The 15291-nt window shown below is 68.3% G+C and carries 14 protein-coding genes, 1 rRNA gene and 2 riboswitches; of the genes, 12 read left to right on the top strand and 3 right to left on the bottom strand.

Annotated elements, in window-relative coordinates; all coding sequences use genetic code 11:
* The 11 genes from rrf to QMK30_RS29590 all read left to right on the top strand — a co-directional run.
* Positions 1 to 85: ribosomal RNA gene (gene rrf / locus QMK30_RS29640) — 5S ribosomal RNA — on the top strand; the annotation flags it as partial.
* Positions 86 to 238: 153 nt separating this feature from the next.
* Positions 239 to 847 (top strand): cardiolipin synthase ClsA, encoded by a 609-nt coding sequence (clsA, locus tag QMK30_RS29635; RefSeq protein ID WP_283521397.1) that lies wholly within the window; start codon positions 239 to 241, stop codon positions 845 to 847.
* A gap of 116 nt (positions 848 to 963) precedes the next feature.
* The gene (locus QMK30_RS29630) at positions 964 to 3459 is read left to right on the top strand and encodes a sugar phosphate nucleotidyltransferase (RefSeq protein WP_283521396.1); all 2496 of its coding nucleotides are present in this window, start codon (positions 964 to 966) and stop codon (positions 3457 to 3459) included.
* A gap of 97 nt (positions 3460 to 3556) precedes the next feature.
* On the top strand, positions 3557 to 4480 hold the full coding sequence (locus QMK30_RS29625) for a DUF881 domain-containing protein (RefSeq protein WP_283521395.1): 924 nt from the start codon (positions 3557 to 3559) through the stop codon (positions 4478 to 4480).
* On the top strand, positions 4477 to 4809 hold the full coding sequence (locus QMK30_RS29620; RefSeq protein ID WP_206964811.1) for a small basic family protein: 333 nt from the start codon (positions 4477 to 4479) through the stop codon (positions 4807 to 4809). Before QMK30_RS29625 ends, QMK30_RS29620 begins: the two co-directional genes overlap by 4 nt.
* A gap of 5 nt (positions 4810 to 4814) precedes the next feature.
* The gene (locus QMK30_RS29615; protein WP_283521394.1) at positions 4815 to 5609 is read left to right on the top strand and encodes a DUF881 domain-containing protein; all 795 of its coding nucleotides are present in this window, start codon (positions 4815 to 4817) and stop codon (positions 5607 to 5609) included.
* An 82-nt stretch (positions 5610 to 5691) separates the two neighbouring features.
* On the top strand, positions 5692 to 6648 hold the full coding sequence (locus QMK30_RS29610; protein ID WP_283521402.1) for an FHA domain-containing protein: 957 nt from the start codon (positions 5692 to 5694) through the stop codon (positions 6646 to 6648).
* A gap of 17 nt (positions 6649 to 6665) precedes the next feature.
* The gene (gene ftsR, locus QMK30_RS29605; protein ID WP_283521393.1) at positions 6666 to 7409 is read left to right on the top strand and encodes a transcriptional regulator FtsR; all 744 of its coding nucleotides are present in this window, start codon (positions 6666 to 6668) and stop codon (positions 7407 to 7409) included.
* A 53-nt stretch (positions 7410 to 7462) separates the two neighbouring features.
* Positions 7463 to 7936, top strand: coding sequence for a bifunctional nuclease family protein (locus QMK30_RS29600; protein WP_006123076.1), 474 nt, complete (start codon positions 7463 to 7465; stop codon positions 7934 to 7936).
* A 168-nt stretch (positions 7937 to 8104) separates the two neighbouring features.
* Entirely contained in the window at positions 8105 to 8716 is a 612-nt protein-coding gene (locus QMK30_RS29595) for a MerR family transcriptional regulator (protein ID WP_283521392.1), read from the top strand.
* Between the two features lie 57 nt (positions 8717 to 8773).
* Positions 8774 to 10288: a DNA polymerase IV gene (locus QMK30_RS29590; protein WP_283521391.1), complete on the top strand. Its 1515-nt coding sequence runs from the start codon at positions 8774 to 8776 to the stop codon at positions 10286 to 10288.
* Here the strand turns inward: QMK30_RS29590 and QMK30_RS29585 are convergent.
* The gene (locus QMK30_RS29585; protein WP_283521390.1) at positions 10216 to 10632 is read right to left on the bottom strand and encodes a PRC-barrel domain-containing protein; all 417 of its coding nucleotides are present in this window, start codon (positions 10630 to 10632) and stop codon (positions 10216 to 10218) included. The two genes, QMK30_RS29590 and QMK30_RS29585, sit on opposite strands and share 73 nt — an antisense overlap.
* 63 nt (positions 10633 to 10695) lie before the next feature.
* A riboswitch (glycine riboswitch) is annotated at positions 10696 to 10799 on the top strand.
* A gap of 1 nt (position 10800) precedes the next feature.
* Positions 10801 to 10946, top strand: a riboswitch (glycine riboswitch).
* A 64-nt stretch (positions 10947 to 11010) separates the two neighbouring features.
* Between QMK30_RS29585 and gcvP the strand changes: the two genes are divergently transcribed.
* Positions 11011 to 13896 (top strand): aminomethyl-transferring glycine dehydrogenase, encoded by a 2886-nt coding sequence (gene gcvP, locus QMK30_RS29580; RefSeq protein WP_283521389.1) that lies wholly within the window; start codon positions 11011 to 11013, stop codon positions 13894 to 13896.
* 99 nt (positions 13897 to 13995) lie between these two features.
* Here gcvP and QMK30_RS29575 read toward each other — a convergent pair whose 3' ends face one another.
* Together QMK30_RS29575 and QMK30_RS29570 are read right to left on the bottom strand one after the other, a co-directional pair.
* Positions 13996 to 14193: a DUF5999 family protein gene (locus QMK30_RS29575; protein ID WP_283521388.1), complete on the bottom strand. Its 198-nt coding sequence runs from the start codon at positions 14191 to 14193 to the stop codon at positions 13996 to 13998.
* A 298-nt stretch (positions 14194 to 14491) separates the two neighbouring features.
* Positions 14492 to 15079 (bottom strand): hypothetical protein, encoded by a 588-nt coding sequence (locus QMK30_RS29570; protein ID WP_283521387.1) that lies wholly within the window; start codon positions 15077 to 15079, stop codon positions 14492 to 14494.
* Positions 15080 to 15291: the final 212 nt, after the last annotated feature.

Here is a 15291-nt window from a genome sequence, read left to right as displayed (position 1 = left end):
TTACATTTCGAACCCGGAAGCTAAGCCTTTCAGCGCCGATGGTACTGCAGGGGGGACCCTGTGGGAGAGTAGGACGCCGCCGAACAATTATTGTGGGAGAGCCCCGCACCTTATGGTGCGGGGCTTTTTTGCGTTCTGGACCCGGTCGGGTCCCCTCCCCACCCCTGTGCGGCTGCCGGCGGTGGCTGAGGGTAGGGTCAGGGGGCATCATTGGCACGTTCCCACAGGAGGCCCCCGGGTGGAGGTCCAGGAGACTCGCGTTCAGACGGACCGGGTCCTCACCATCCCGAACATCCTCAGCATGGCTCGCCTCGTCGGCGTGCCCGTGTTCCTGTGGCTGATTCTTCTCCCCGTGTTCGGTGAGCCCAAGCGCGACGGTTGGGCATTGCTGGTGTTGATGCTCAGCGGTATCAGCGACTACCTCGACGGGAAGCTTGCCCGGCGCTGGAACCAGATCAGCAGTCTGGGGCGGCTGCTGGACCCCGCGGCAGACCGGCTCTACATCCTTTCCACCCTGATCGGGCTCACCTGGCGGGAGATCCTGCCCCTCTGGCTCGCAGCGGCCCTATTGGCCCGTGAGCTGATGCTTCTGGTGATGGTGGGCATCCTCCGTCGGCACGGTTATCCGCCGCCCCAGGTGAACTTCCTCGGCAAGGCCGCGACGTTCAACCTGATGTACGCCTTCCCGTTGTTGCTTCTCAGTGACGGAAACGGATGGCTCTCATCACTGGCTGCTATTTTCGGATGGGCGTTCGCCGGATGGGGTACAACTCTGTATTGGTGGGCAGGGATCCTCTATGTGGTTCAGGTCCGCCGGCTGGTGAAGGCGGACACAGCGGCCGATTGAGCCAGCCGATAGTGGCGCAGTATGCGCCTGGCTTGTCCGCGCGTGATGCCTGCGGGTCAGCCCCGGCTGGGTGAGGTCGGCCAGACCGTCGTCTCTTCAAGGAGGACCCTTCCGACATGAAGGCCGTTGTGATGGCTGGTGGCGAAGGTACGCGTCTTCGCCCCATGACCTCGAGCATGCCCAAGCCGCTGCTTCCTGTGGCCAACCGGCCGATCATGGAGCACGTACTGAGGCTGCTCAAGCGGCATGGGCTCAGTGAAACCGTCGTGACCGTGCAGTTTCTCGCGTCACTCGTCAAGAACTACTTCGGTGACGGCGAAGAGCTCGGAATGGAGCTCACCTATGCCAACGAGGAGAAGCCACTCGGTACCGCGGGCAGCGTAAAGAATGCCGAAGCGGCACTGAAGGATGACACGTTCCTTGTTATCTCTGGCGATGCTCTCACCGACTTCGACCTGACCGACCTGATCCGTTTCCACAAGGAAAAGGGCGCGATGGTCACCGTGTGCCTGGCCCGAGTGCCGAATCCCCTTGAATTCGGTATCACGATCGTGGACGAAGAGGGCAAGGTCGAGCGCTTCCTTGAGAAGCCCACCTGGGGCCAGGTCTTCTCGGACACCGTCAATACGGGCATCTACGTCATGGAGCCCGAAGTCTTCGACTACGTCGAGGCAGACACCTCAGTCGACTGGTCCGGTGATGTCTTCCCTCAGCTGATGAAGGAAGGCAAGCCGATCTACGGCTACATCGCCGAGGGCTACTGGGAGGACGTAGGCACGCACGAGAGCTACGTCAAGGCACAGGCCGATGTCCTTGAGGGCAAGGTCGACGTCGACATCGACGGCTTCGAGATCTCCCCGGGGGTCTGGGTGGCCGAAGGTGCCGAGGTGCACCCGGACGCCGTGCTCCGCGGGCCGCTCTACATCGGCGACTATGCCAAGGTCGAAGCCGGCGTGGAGATCCGCGAGCACACGGTCGTGGGCTCGAACGTCGTGGTGAAGAACGGGGCCTTCCTCCATAGGGCCGTCGTGCACGACAACGTCTACATCGGCCAGCACAGCAACCTCCGCGGCTGCGTGATCGGTAAGAACACCGACATCATGCGAGCGGCGCGCATCGAGGACGGCGCTGTCATCGGGGACGAGTGCCTGGTCGGCGAAGAATCGATCATTCAGGGCAATGTGCGGGTCTACCCGTTCAAGACCATCGAGGCCGGCGCCTTCGTCAATACTTCGGTGATCTGGGAGTCGCGTGGCCAGGCGCATCTCTTCGGCGCGCGCGGTGTGTCCGGCATCCTGAATGTCGAGATCACCCCTGAGCTGGCAGTACGGCTTGCCGGGGCGTACGCGACGACGCTCAAGAAGGGCGCCACGGTCACCACGGCGCGTGACCACTCCCGTGGCGCGCGGGCGCTGAAGCGAGCGGTGATCTCCGGGCTCCAGACGAGCGCCATCGACGTACGAGATCTGGAGAACGTGCCGCTGCCCGTCGCACGTCAGCAGACGGCGCGAGGCAGCGCCGGCGGCATCATGATCCGTACCACGCCTGGTGTGCCCGACTCCGTGGACATCATGTTCTTCGACGAGCGCGGCTCGGACCTCTCGCAGGCAGGTCAGCGGAAGCTGGACCGGGTCTTCGCGCGTCAGGAGTACCGGCGTGCGTTCCCCGGCGAGATCGGGGATCTGCATTTCCCGGCCAGTGTCTTCGACTCGTACACCGGATCCCTGCTGCGGAACCTGGACACCACGGGAATCGCGGAGTCGGGGCTGAAAGTGGTCGTCGACGCCTCGAACGGCAGCGCCGGCCTGGTGCTGCCCAGCCTGCTGGGACGGCTCGGCGTTGACGCGCTGACCATCAATCCGGGGCTCGACGAGTCCAGGCCGACCGAGACCGCCGATACACGCCGGTCCGGTCTGGTGCGGCTCGGAGAGATCGTCGCGTCGGCTCGGGCGGCCTTCGGGGTGCGGTTCGACCCGGTAGGCGAGAGGTTGTCGCTCGTCGATGAGCGCGGGCGGATCATCGAGGACGACCGGGCTCTCCTGGTGATGCTCGACCTCGTCGCGGCGGACCGGCGCAGCGGCCGGGTGGCCCTGCCCGTAACCACCACGAGGATCGCCGAGCAGGTGGCGGCGTACCACGGGACCCAGGTGGAATGGACGACCACTTCGCCCGACGACCTGACGCGAGTGGGCCGTGAAGAGTCGACGATCTTCGGTGGTGACGGCCGCGGTGGCTTCATCATTCCGGAGTTCAGCAGCGTCTTCGACGGCTCGGCCGCCTTCGTGCGGCTGATCGGGCTGGTGGCGAGGACACAGCTCACCCTCAGTCAGATCGACGCGCGCATCCCGCGGGCCCATGTGCTGAAGCGCGACCTCGCGACGCCCTGGGCGGTCAAGGGGCTTGTCATGCGCAGTGTTGTCGAGGCGGCCGGCGAGCGTTCGGTGGACACGACCGACGGCGTGCGTGTAGTAGAGGCCGACGGCCGATGGGTGATGGTGCTGCCCGATCCGGCCGAAGCTGTCACTCATTTGTGGGCCGAGGGGCCCGACGACGAGTCGGCCCAGGCCCTGCTCGACGAGTGGTCCGCGGTCGTGGACGGTGCAGGTCACTAAGGCGTGACCGGTGTGCCGAACGGTGTCTTCATACGACGTCCGGCACACCGGTGGGGCCATTCGGTGGTAGGACCTTCGACGTGCGACGATGTGCGTCATGTCGCAGCAGCCCTCCGTGAGGAGCACCTCCTCCTCCCCACCACGGCGCCCGGACGCGTCCATGTCGCTGCTGACAAATGTGATGGACCACAGCCTCGACGACGGGTACGCGGAAGCGACCGCCCGCAGGGAGAGCGACGGCAGCGCGGGGATGCCGCGCACGCTTCGTGCGAAACTCGGGCTTGCTGCAGGGCTCGTGCTGGCCGCGCTGGTCGTCACCGTCGGTGCGGCGCAGGCGCGTATCGCGGCCCCCGTGGTGGCAAAGGAGCGCGAGGAGCTCATCGACCGGATCGAGGCGGAGACCTCGGCGGCCGACCGGCTCGAGGACGACGTGGACGAACTCCGGGCCGAGGTAGGGGAGCGCCAGCGCAAGGCACTGGAGGAACACGGCGGCGAACAGGGCCAGTTGGTCGCTTTGCTGTCCGGTGCGACGGCGGTGCGGGGTCCGGGCGTGAAGCTCATGGTGGACGATGCCAAGGACACCGAGGAGGGTGGCGGCGGACCACGCGAGAGCACGAGCTTCTCCGACACCGGCCGGGTACGGGACCGTGACATGCAGCGGGTCGTCAACGGGCTGTGGTCGTCGGGCGCCGAAGCGGTCGCCATCAACGGGCAGCGGCTCACGGCCCTGTCCGCGATCAGGGCCGCGGGCGACGCGATACTGGTCGACAACAAGCCACTGGTGCCCCCGTACACGGTGCTTGCCGTGGGGGACGGGCAGCAGCTGAGCACCGACTTCCAAGACAGCGCCGATGGTCAGTACTTGCATGTGCTGCAGCAGAACTACCTCATCAGGACGAGCATTTCCGATCAGGAAGAGATTCGGCTGCCGGCCGCGCCGAGCCTGATCGTACGTACAGCAGAACCGCTGGCCACGGGCGCCGGGAAAGACGTGGCCAACACAGGGAAAGGCACATCGTGATCGCCGTACTGGGCCTCGTCGTGGGAGTCGTGGTCGGACTGTTCGTTCGCCCCGAAGTGCCGGCGGTGGTCGAGCCGTATCTGCCGATTGCCGTCGTCGCCGCGCTCGACGCGGTGTTCGGGGGACTGCGGGCCATGCTCGACGGCATCTTTGTCGACAAGGTCTTCGTTGTCTCCTTCCTTTCCAATGTCGTGGTGGCCGCACTGATCGTGTTCCTGGGTGACAAGTTGGGCGTCGGCGCGCAGCTGTCCACGGGTGTGGTCGTTGTGTTCGGCATCCGGATCTTCTCCAACGCTGCGGCGATTCGCCGGCACGTTTTCCGGGCGTGAGGCCGATGAATACGGAAGAGAACCCACAGGGCGACCACCCGCAGCAGGGCCAAGAGGCGCCGGATCCTCAAGAGCCGGCGGCGACGGGGCGTCAGCGGCTGATCGCCGGCCTCTGGCCGCCCCGTGTCACCCGGGCCCAGCTGATCGTGGCGCTGCTGCTCTTCGTGCTGGGGCTCGGGTTGGCCATCCAGGTCCGATCGACGAGCGACGACAGTGCGCTGCGCGGGGCCCGCCAGGAGGACCTGGTGCGGATCCTCGACGAGCTGGACGGTCGTACGCAGCGACTCGAGGACGAGAAGCAGCAGCTGGACGACCAGCGCACCGAGCTGGAGACCAGTTCGGACCAGGCGGAAGAGGCCCGTAAGCAGACGCTGGAGAAGGAGCGGCAGCTCGGTGTCCTGGCCGGCACAGTGGCGGCGCAAGGGCCCGGGATCAAGCTGACCATCAGCGACCCGACTTCCGCGGTCGAGGCGGACATGCTGCTCGACGCGATCCAGGAGCTGCGGGCGGCGGGCGCGGAGGCGATCGAAATCAATGACGTCCGCGTGGTCGCGAACACCTACTTCTCCGACGGGGACGGCGGCATCCGGGTGGACAAGCAGAAGATCGGCGCGCCGTACCGCTTCGAAGTGATCGGCAAGCCGCAGGATCTGGAGCCCGCGCTGAATATCCCGGGTGGTGTTGTGCAGACTCTGGAGAAGGAGCAGGCCACCGTCACGGTGACCAGGGCCGAGAAGGTCGTTGTGGATGCCTTGCGACCGGCGAAGCGGCCTGACTACGCTCGGTCGTCATCGCAGTGAGACGGGGGTGCGTGGGGGCCGTGGGACACGGGCATGAGGTTGCGGGGGGTCGGCGCATCGAAGGCTCGGCGCGTGGTGGAAACTGTTTGGCGGATACGGACGTTGTGAAGGTGTCCGAGTCGGCAGGTGTGTTCATTCAGGGTTCGTCCTGCCCCACGGGCGGGTCTGTTTCGGTCAAGGGGAATCGCCCGTGAAGTTGTTTGCGAAGTTGTTCGGCAAGAGCACACGCGAGGACGGCGCCAACAGCGCCGCCCGGCACCGTGCCCCGCGCCATGGAGATGCCGAGGACCAGGGCGGGGAACGCCCGCTGTTCCGGGACGAGGTCGCTGGTCCGGGCGGTGACATTTCGGGTAACCAGGGCGCGTCGTCTGGTGACCCTGCGGGTCCCGGCCGCATAGGTTTCGGGGAATCGTCAGCCCCAGGTACGGGTGGAGGGTTTACCTCCGACCCGTATGCAACCAACGCCTCTGAGGGGCAGCCGCGGCAGGAGGATCCGTCCATGTCGGCCTTGCCGGTTTGTGCGAGGTGTGGGCACCGCAATGCCGAGGCCAGTCGGTTCTGCTCCAACTGCGGAGCGCCCCTGCGCGCCGGGGCATCGCCAGAGCGCCCGTCGGAGACCACGTCGACCATCTCCATCTCCGGGCTGGAGGCGTACGAGGCGGAGGCGACGGGACAGACCGCTGCCCCCTCGCTGTCGCCGGAGGCCCAGGCCGCCGTCGACGCCCTGCCGCTCGGTGCGGCGCTGCTGGTGGTGCGCCGCGGTCCGAATTCGGGCAGCCGCTTCCTCCTGGACGGCGAGCTGACCACCGCCGGGCGGCACCCGCAGAGCGACATCTTCCTCGACGACGTGACTGTTTCGCGTCGGCATGTGGAGTTCCGCCGGGGTGCGGACGGCGGGTTCACCGTCTCCGACGTCGGCAGCCTGAACGGCACGTACGTCAACCGTGAGCGGATCGACGCGGTCCTTCTGTCCAACGGTGACGAGGTGCAGATCGGTAAGTACCGGCTGGTGTTCTACGCGAGCCAGCGGGCCGTGTGACGGCTACGGGAAGACCCATGCTGCGAACAGCGCCAGGCGGTGCCGGAAGCGGCACCGCCACCGCGGGTGACCGTCTGGTGAGTATCGGCACTGTGCTCAGCCTGCTGCGCGACGAGTTTCCCGAGGTCACGATCTCCAAGATTCGCTTCCTGGAGACCGAGGGGCTGGTCGAGCCGCAGCGCACGGTGTCCGGTTACCGGAAATTCAGCCCCGAGGACGTCGAGCGGCTGGCCCAGGTGCTGCGGATGCAGCGGGACTACTACCTGCCGCTGAAGGTCATCCGTGAGCACCTGGACGCGCTGGAGCGAGGCGAGCAGGTCCAGCTGCCCGCCTCCGTCGGCCCCTGTTACTCGCTCGACGGTTCACCGGAATCCGACATCGGCCGCCCGACCGCGGTCCGGATCGGTCGGCCGGAGTTCCTCGCGGCCGCGGAGGTCGGCGAGGACGACCTCGATGCGTGGGAGTCGTACGGCCTCATCTCGCCGATGCCGGGTGGCGGTTACGGCGCGGAAGCCGTCACCGTCGCCAGGCTCGTCGCGGATCTGGGACGTTTCGGTCTGGAGCCGCGGCATCTGCGCGCGGTGAAAGCCGCCGCGGATCGCGAGGCCAGCCTGGTCGAACAGGTGGTCGCTCCGCTGCGCCGTCACCCGAATCCGCAGACCAGGGCACGTGCGGAGGAGACCGTGAAAGAGCTGGCAGAGCTGTCCGTCCGGCTCCACGCCGCACTCATTCAGACGGCCCTCGGGGTGCGGCTGGACTGAGCTTGGAGGAGCCCGACTACCCAAACCTGCCAGGCACGTCCTAGGGTTGCTGTGTGAACGAGCTCGACGTCGTAGGTGTCCGGGTGGAAATGCCCTCCAACCAGCCGATCGTGCTCCTGCGTGAAGTAGGAGGCGACCGGTACCTTCCCATCTGGATCGGGCCGGGAGAAGCGACCGCGATCGCTTTTGCCCAGCAGGGGATGGCCCCTGCCAGGCCGCTGACCCATGACCTCTTCAAGGACGTACTCGAAGCGGTCGGCCAGGAGCTCACCGAAGTGCGCATCACCGACCTGCGGGAAGGGGTCTTCTACGCCGAGCTGGTCTTCGCCAGCGGAGTCGAGGTCAGTGCGAGGCCCTCGGACGCCATAGCGCTGGCGCTGCGCACCGGTACGCCGATCTACGGCAGTGACGGTGTGCTCGATGACGCCGGGATCGCGATCCCGGACGAGCAGGAGGACGAGGTCGAGAAGTTCCGTGAGTTCCTCGACCAGATCTCCCCCGAGGACTTCGGGACCAACAGCCAGTGACCTGCGCGTCGGGGCGCGTCGGGGCATTCGAGGAGCCGTTCCCGAAAGAGGCGCACGGGAAACCACTCTTGGGGTGATTATCACTCGGCGTGGCGAGCGCGGCGATCGTTGACGCACCCCAAGCGACTGCCTACCGTCGACAAGGGCAGGTCAAGGACGGAGGTCGGCGTGAGAAGCAGCGGCGACGGTACGGTGGCGGGCGGGCCGTATCCGCTTTACGGCAATGCGGTAGAACCCACCGCGAGGCAGCAGGCCGTAGCGTCGGCCACGGGTGAGGCAGCACCGACCGAGAGCGTCGGATACCGGGGGCCGACCGCGTGTGCGGCGGCGGGGATCACGTATCGGCAGCTCGACTACTGGGCCCGCACCGGGCTGGTCGAGCCGAGCGTCCGGCCCGCCTACGGGTCGGGCACACAGCGCCTCTACAGCTTCAGGGACGTCGTAGTCCTCAAGATCGTGAAGCGATTCCTGGATACCGGGGTCGCGCTGCAGAACATCCGGACGGCGGTCCAGCACCTTCGGGCCCGCGGGTTCAAGGACCTCGACCGGATGACGCTGATGAGCGACGGCGCGACGGTGCACGAGTGCTCATCGCCCGATGAGGTCGTCGAGCTTCTCCAGGGGGGGCAGGGCGTCTTCGGAATCGCCGTGGGCGTGGTGTGGCGGGACGTGGAGAGCGCGCTGTCCCAGCTGCACGGCGAGCGGGTCGACACCGGCGAGACCCTGGTCGGGAGCAACCCCGCCGACGAGCTCGCGCGCCGCCGCAACAAGGCTGTCTGACCGCCTGTTCGCGCTGTCGGCGGCCGATTGTCAGTGCCGTACGGCAGCATCGGTGATGTGAGACCCGTACCGACCATCCTGCATCTGGACATGGATGCCTTCTACGCCGCCGCGGAGCAGGCGTCGAAGCCGAGCCTGCGCGGGAAGCCGGTGGTCGTCGGGGGGATCGGGACGCGGGGGGTCGTCGCCACCGCGTCGTACGAGGCCAGGCGATTCGGGGTGCACTCGGCGATGCCGGTGGCGCAGGCCCGGCGCCTGTGTCCGAACGCCGCGTATCTCAATCCGCGCTTCGCTCTGTACCGGGCGGTGAGCGACCAGGTCATGGAACTGCTCGGGCGGCTCTCGCCGCTGGTGGAGCCGCTGAGCCTGGACGAGGCCTTCGTGGACCTGGAGGCGGGTGGGGTGGCCGACGACGCCGCCTCCGCCCGGACGGCCGGAGAGCGGCTGCGGGCGGACATCAAAGCGGTCACCGGGCTCACCGGCTCGGTGGGCCTCGCGGGCTCCAAGATGCTGGCGAAAATCGCCTCGGAGCAGGCGAAGCCCGACGGCCTTGTGCTGATAGAGCCGGGCACCGAGCGGGAGCTGCTGGCGCCGATGCCGGTGCGGATTCTGCCGGGGGTCGGGCCGGCCACCGGGGAGCATCTGCGGCGGGCCGGGATGACGACGGTCGTCGAGCTGGCCGAGGCGGGCGAGGACGAGCTCGTACGGCTGCTGGGGAAGGCGCACGGGACCTCGCTGTACCGGATGGCCTCCGGATACGACGACCGGCCCGTCGTGTCCGAGCGGGACGCCAAGTCCGTCTCTGTCGAGGACACCTTCGAGGTGGACCTGCACGACCGGGTCAGGATCAGGACCGAGGTGGGGCGGCTGGCCGACCGGTGCGTGGTGCGCCTGCGGGCGGCGGGGCGGTCGGGCCGGACGGTCGTGCTGAAGGTGCGGCGGTACGACTTCTCGACGCTGACGCGCTCCGAGACCCTGCGCGGGCCCACCGACGATCCGGCCGTGGTGCGGGAGGCCGCGGGGCGGCTGCTGGAATCGGTGGACACCACGGGAGGCGTGCGACTGCTCGGGGTGGGGGTCACCGGACTCGCGGACTACACCCAGGAGGATCTCTTCGCCCAGGCGGCCACCGAGAAGGCGGCGTCCGAGAAGGCGGCGGAAGGTGAGGCGGAAGACGTAGGGGCGGGGGCCGAGGCAGGAAAAGCTGGGGAGGGAGAGCCGTACGGGGGCGGAGCGGCGGTGGAGCGGGCACCGGAGGCGCTGCCGGAGCGGCGGTGGCACGCGGGACACGATGTGCGCCATGCCGAGCACGGGGCGGGCTGGGTGCAGGGCAGTGGCCTGGGGCGGGTCACGGTGCGTTTCGAGGAGCCGACCTCCAGGCCCGGATGGGTACGGACCTTCAAGGTGGACGATCCGGATCTGGAGCCTTCCGATCCGCTCCCGCTGGTACGGGCGGCGGACGAGCCTGCGGAGCCGGGGGAATCAGCGGGCCGAGGGGATCAGGTGGTGTCCTCGCCCGCCAGCCGGCCGAAGTCCCGGTCGGGCGGGGGCGGCGAGATTTCGAGCCCGTAGTGGTGGTAGAGCTGCAGCTCCTGTTCCGGGGAGAGGTGGCGGCCCACGCCGAAGTCCGGGGCGTCCCTGATGAGCGCCCGCTCGAAGGGGACGCGCAGCGAATCGTCCACGACCTCGCTCGGCTCCAGGGGCACGAAGGCGTCGCGGCTGAAGAGCCCGGTGCGTACGGCCGCCCATTCTGGGACTCCCGTGGCGTCGTCGAGATATACCTCGTCCACCGTTCCGATCTTGGTGCCATTGCGGTCGTACGCCTTGCGGCCGATCAGGCTGCGCGGATCGATGTCGGTCTGCACGGTCCCTCCAACTGATCGCAACTGCTCCGTAAACACTACGAAAGTGCACATCGGGGACTGCGGCCACTCGAGGGATGGCTGACGGGGCTCGCTGGTAGGCTGGCAAACGGCTGCTGACCCCGTGCGGGAGAGTCCTCCGGCGAACATGAACGTGCCGGTGGCGCCGAAGGAGCAAATCCTCCCCGGAATCTCTCAGGCCCCCGTACCGCATGGACGAGGTCACTCTGGAAAGCAGGGTGGGAGTCGCACGGGCGTGTCTCTGCACAGAGCACTGCCCGGACGGAGCCTTCCCTCACCGACGGTGAAAGTCGGAGCGTGTTGTTCGCGCCCCGGTGAAGCTCTCAGGTTGAGATGACAGAGGGGGAGGCCGTCCGGGTACCCGCAGTGGTGCCCCTCGCAGGTCGCGTCAGACCAGGAGGCCTTCCGCAGATGACCGCAAACCGCATTCCGCTCTCACAACTCGAGCGTGGCATCCCCTTCGAGCAGCGCCACATCGGCCCCGATGCCGAAGCGCAGGCCAAGATGCTCGCCCAGGTCGGCTACGGCTCGCTCGACGAGCTGACCGCGGCCGCGGTGCCGGACGTCATCAAGAGCACCGAGGCACTGGCCCTGCCGGACGCGCGCACCGAGGCCGAGGTGCAGGCCGAGCTGCGCACGCTCGCGGACCGCAACCAGGTGCTCGCCCCGATGATCGGGCTCGGCTACTACGGCACCTTCACGCCGCCGGTGATCCTGCGCAACGTGATGGAGAGCCCCTCCTGGTATACGGCGTACACGCCCTACCAGCCGGAGATCTCGCAGGGCCGGCTGGAGGCGCTGCTCAACTTCCAGACGATGGTGGCCGATCTGACGGGGCTGCCCACCTCCGGTGCCTCGCTGCTCGACGAGGGCACCGCCGCCGCCGAGGCGATGGCGCTCTCCCGCCGGGTCGGCAAGGTCAAGAAGGGCGTCTTCCTGATCGACTCGGACGCCTTCCCGCAGACCGTCGCGGTGATCCGGACCCGCGCTGAGCCGACCGGTGTCGAGGTCGTCGTCGCCGATCTGCGCGACGGTATCCCGGCCGAGGTCGCCGAGCGCGGCGTCTTCGGTGTGCTGCTGCAGTACCCGGGCGCCTCCGGCGTCGTACGTGACATCAAGCCCGTCGTCGAGCAGGCGCACGAGCTCGGCGCGATCGTCACCGTCGCCGCCGACCTGCTGGCCCTGACGCTGCTCACCTCGCCCGGCGAGCTGGGCGCGGACATCGCGGTGGGCACCACCCAGCGCTTCGGTGTACCGATGGGCTTCGGAGGCCCGCACGCCGGCTTCATGGCCGTACGGGAGAAGTTCGCCCGCAGCCTGCCCGGCCGGCTCGTCGGCGTGTCCGTCGACGCCGACGGCAACAAGGCCTACCGGCTGGCGCTGCAGACGCGTGAGCAGCACATCCGCCGGGAGAAGGCCACCAGCAACATCTGCACCGCGCAGGTGCTCCTCGCCGTGATGGCCGGTATGTACGCCGTCTACCACGGCCCGGACGGGCTGCGCTCCATCGCCGGCCGCACCCACCGGTACGCCGTGCTGCTCGCCGAGGGCCTGCGGGCGGGCGGCGTGGAGATCGTGCACGGCTCGTACTTCGACACCCTTACCGCGCGCGTCCCCGGCAGGGCCGCCGAGATCCTCGCCGCGGCGCGCGAGGGCGGGGTCAACCTGCGCCTGGTCGACGCCGACACCCTCTCCATCGCCTGTGACGAGACGACGGCCCGCGCCGAGATCGCCGCGGTCTGGTCGGCCTTCGGTGTCGAGGGCGACCTGGAGGCGCTGGACCTGTCGACGGCCGAGACGCTGCCCGCGGACCTGCTGCGCGCCGACGACTACCTGGCCCACCCGGTCTTCCACCAGCACCGCTCCGAGACCGCGATGCTGCGCTATCTGCGCAAGCTCGCCGACCGGGACTACGCGCTCGACCGTGGCATGATCCCGCTCGGCTCCTGCACCATGAAGCTGAACGCGACCACCGAGATGGAGCCGGTCACCTGGCCCGAGTTCGGGCAGATCCACCCCTTCGCGCCGGTCGAGCAGGCGCAGGGCTATCTGACGCTCATCCGTGAGCTGGAGGAGCGCCTCGCCGAGGTCACCGGGTACGACGCGGTGTCCATCCAGCCCAACGCCGGATCGCAGGGTGAGCTCGCCGGCCTGCTGGCCGTACGGGCCTACCACCGCGCCAACGGCGACACGCAGCGCACGGTGTGTCTCATTCCGTCGTCCGCGCACGGCACCAACGCGGCGAGCGCGGTGATGGCCGGGATGAAGGTCATCGTCGTCAAGACGCGCGAGGACGGCGACGTCGACGTCGAGGACCTGCACGCGAAGATCGAGCAGCACGGCAATGAGCTTGCGGTGCTCATGGTCACCTACCCGTCCACGCACGGTGTGTTCGAGGAGCACATCAGCGACATCTGCGCGGCCGTGCACGACGCGGGCGGCCAGGTGTATGTGGACGGCGCGAACCTCAACGCGCTGGTGGGCCTGGCCAAGCCGGGCAAGTTCGGCTCGGACGTCTCCCATCTGAACCTGCACAAGACCTTCTGCATCCCGCACGGCGGCGGCGGCCCCGGCGTCGGTCCGGTCGGCGTACGGGCGCACCTCGCGCCGTATCTGCCGAACCACCCGCTCCAGCCGACGGCCGGACCGCAGACGGGCGTCGGCCCGATCTCGGCCGCCCCGTGGGGCTCGGCCGGCATCCTGCCGATCTCCTGGGCGTACGTACGCCTCATGGGCGCCGAGGGCCTCAAGCGCGCGACGCAGGTCGCCGTGCTCGCGGCGAACTACATCGCCAAGCGCCTGGAGCCGCACTTCCCGGTTCTCTACGCCGGTCCGAACGGGCTGGTGGCGCACGAGTGCATCGTCGATCTGCGGCCGCTGTCGAAGTCGACGGGCGTGAGCGTCGACGACATCGCCAAGCGCCTCATCGACTACGGCTTCCACGCGCCGACCATGTCGTTCCCGGTGGCCGGCACGCTGATGATCGAGCCCACCGAGAGCGAGGACCTGTCGGAGATCGACCGGTTCTGCGACGCGCTGATCGCGATCCGCGGCGAGATCGAGAAGGTCGCTTCGGGCGAGTGGCCCGCCGACGACAACCCGCTGTGCAACGCGCCGCACACCGCGGCCGCGCTGGGCGGGGAGTGGGAGCACGCGTACAGCCGTGAAGAGGCGGTCTTCCCGGCCGGAGTCTCGGCCGCGGACAAGTACTGGCCGCCGGTGCGTCGCATCGACGGCGCGTTCGGTGACCGCAACCTTGTCTGCTCGTGTCCGCCGCTGGACGAGTACGACAACTGACGTGCTCGCGGCCACTCGGCCGCAGGGGACGGACGCGGACACGCGTCGGGGCCGGTTCGGAGGATTCTCCGGACCGGCCCCTCGTTGTACTGCCCGGTGCTACGCGGCGGTCACCACGTCCAGCGGGCGGTGCGGAGCGATGATCTGCCCGTCCGGCAGCAGCTCACCGGTGTCCTCGAACAGGAGGACTCCGTTGCACAGCAGGCTCCAGCCCTGCTCAGGGTGGTGCGCCGTGAGATGGGCGGCCTCCCGATCGGCGGATTCGGCTGATGGGCAGGCTGGCTGGTGCTGACACATGGAAGGGTTCTTTCGCTGCGTTGTAGTGAGTGTCCTGTGGCTCGATGCGGTGTTCATAACCGCCCCCCGTATCAATCGGTCCGTTCCCAGTGTTGCCCTACGGACGTCTTTCCGCAGGGATTTCACGGCAGCTCTTCTTACTGATTGATGACGCATCACTCGTGCGGACGGTTCAGCTCAACTGGGGTGCCTCTTTGGGTGGTTCGGGGGGGGGCCGATACGGGCTACTCCGTTCGGGGCAGGACTGTGCCCCGTGACCAGTACCGGTCACGGGGCACGAAGGGACCGGGCGCCGCCGTCAGGCGGGCTGGCCGAGGAGAGGGGCGGGGGTCAGCCGGTTGGTCAGTACGGTCAGCAGATCGGCGACCCGGTGCGGATGGTGCGACGCGATGCCGGGCGGGGCCGGCGCGAGGGGCACCAGCACATCGGTCGGGAGGGGCATGTCGTCGGAGGCGTCCGCCTCCGGCTCACCGTGCAGCCACAGATTGAGCATGTAGAGCTCGGGCACGGACAGGAGCCTCGGCTGGTAGCGGCCCTTCATGGCCTCGGCCTGCCGCAGGGCTCGCTCGCTGGAGGCGATGTAGGGGCCCTCGCAGAAGTGCGAGAAGGCCCAGCCGTCGGGGGTGAGCATGGTGTCGGCGGCGGCCACCGTGCGGTCGCCGCTGCGGATGAGGAATCGCCAGCCCGTGAGCCGCGTGCGCGGAGGCCGGCCGGTCGGGACCATGCGGTCCAGTACGTGGAGGGGCAGGGCGAGTTCGGGGCTCAGCGGTCCTTGGGCGGAACGGAGAGCCGGGGTACGGGCCTCGCGTACTGCGGTGGGAGAACCGAGGGCCGCGAGGACACTGCGCAGAGCCGGCGCGGGAGCCGGGGGGACAAGCAGCGGCATGATGGTGGGTCGCCTCTCACTTGGGAGACACGGTGATGCGTGGGCAGTGCGGACGGCGCTGTCTGCGTGCGGGGCCAGAGGGGGCCGTGGGATGATGGCCGGACGCCAACTCTCTGCCTCGTTTGCGGAGTTTATACGACGTGCGTTCACGTAGTGTTTCTGCTAGCCGCCGCGGGCATTACGGGCAAGGCGGTATTCGGCTCTTCTTCTGC

It is taken from the genome of Streptomyces sp. H27-C3 (assembly GCF_030063415.1).
GTDB lineage: Bacteria > Actinomycetota > Actinomycetes > Streptomycetales > Streptomycetaceae > Streptomyces.
This window is presented reverse-complemented; position numbering and strand designations above follow the sequence as displayed.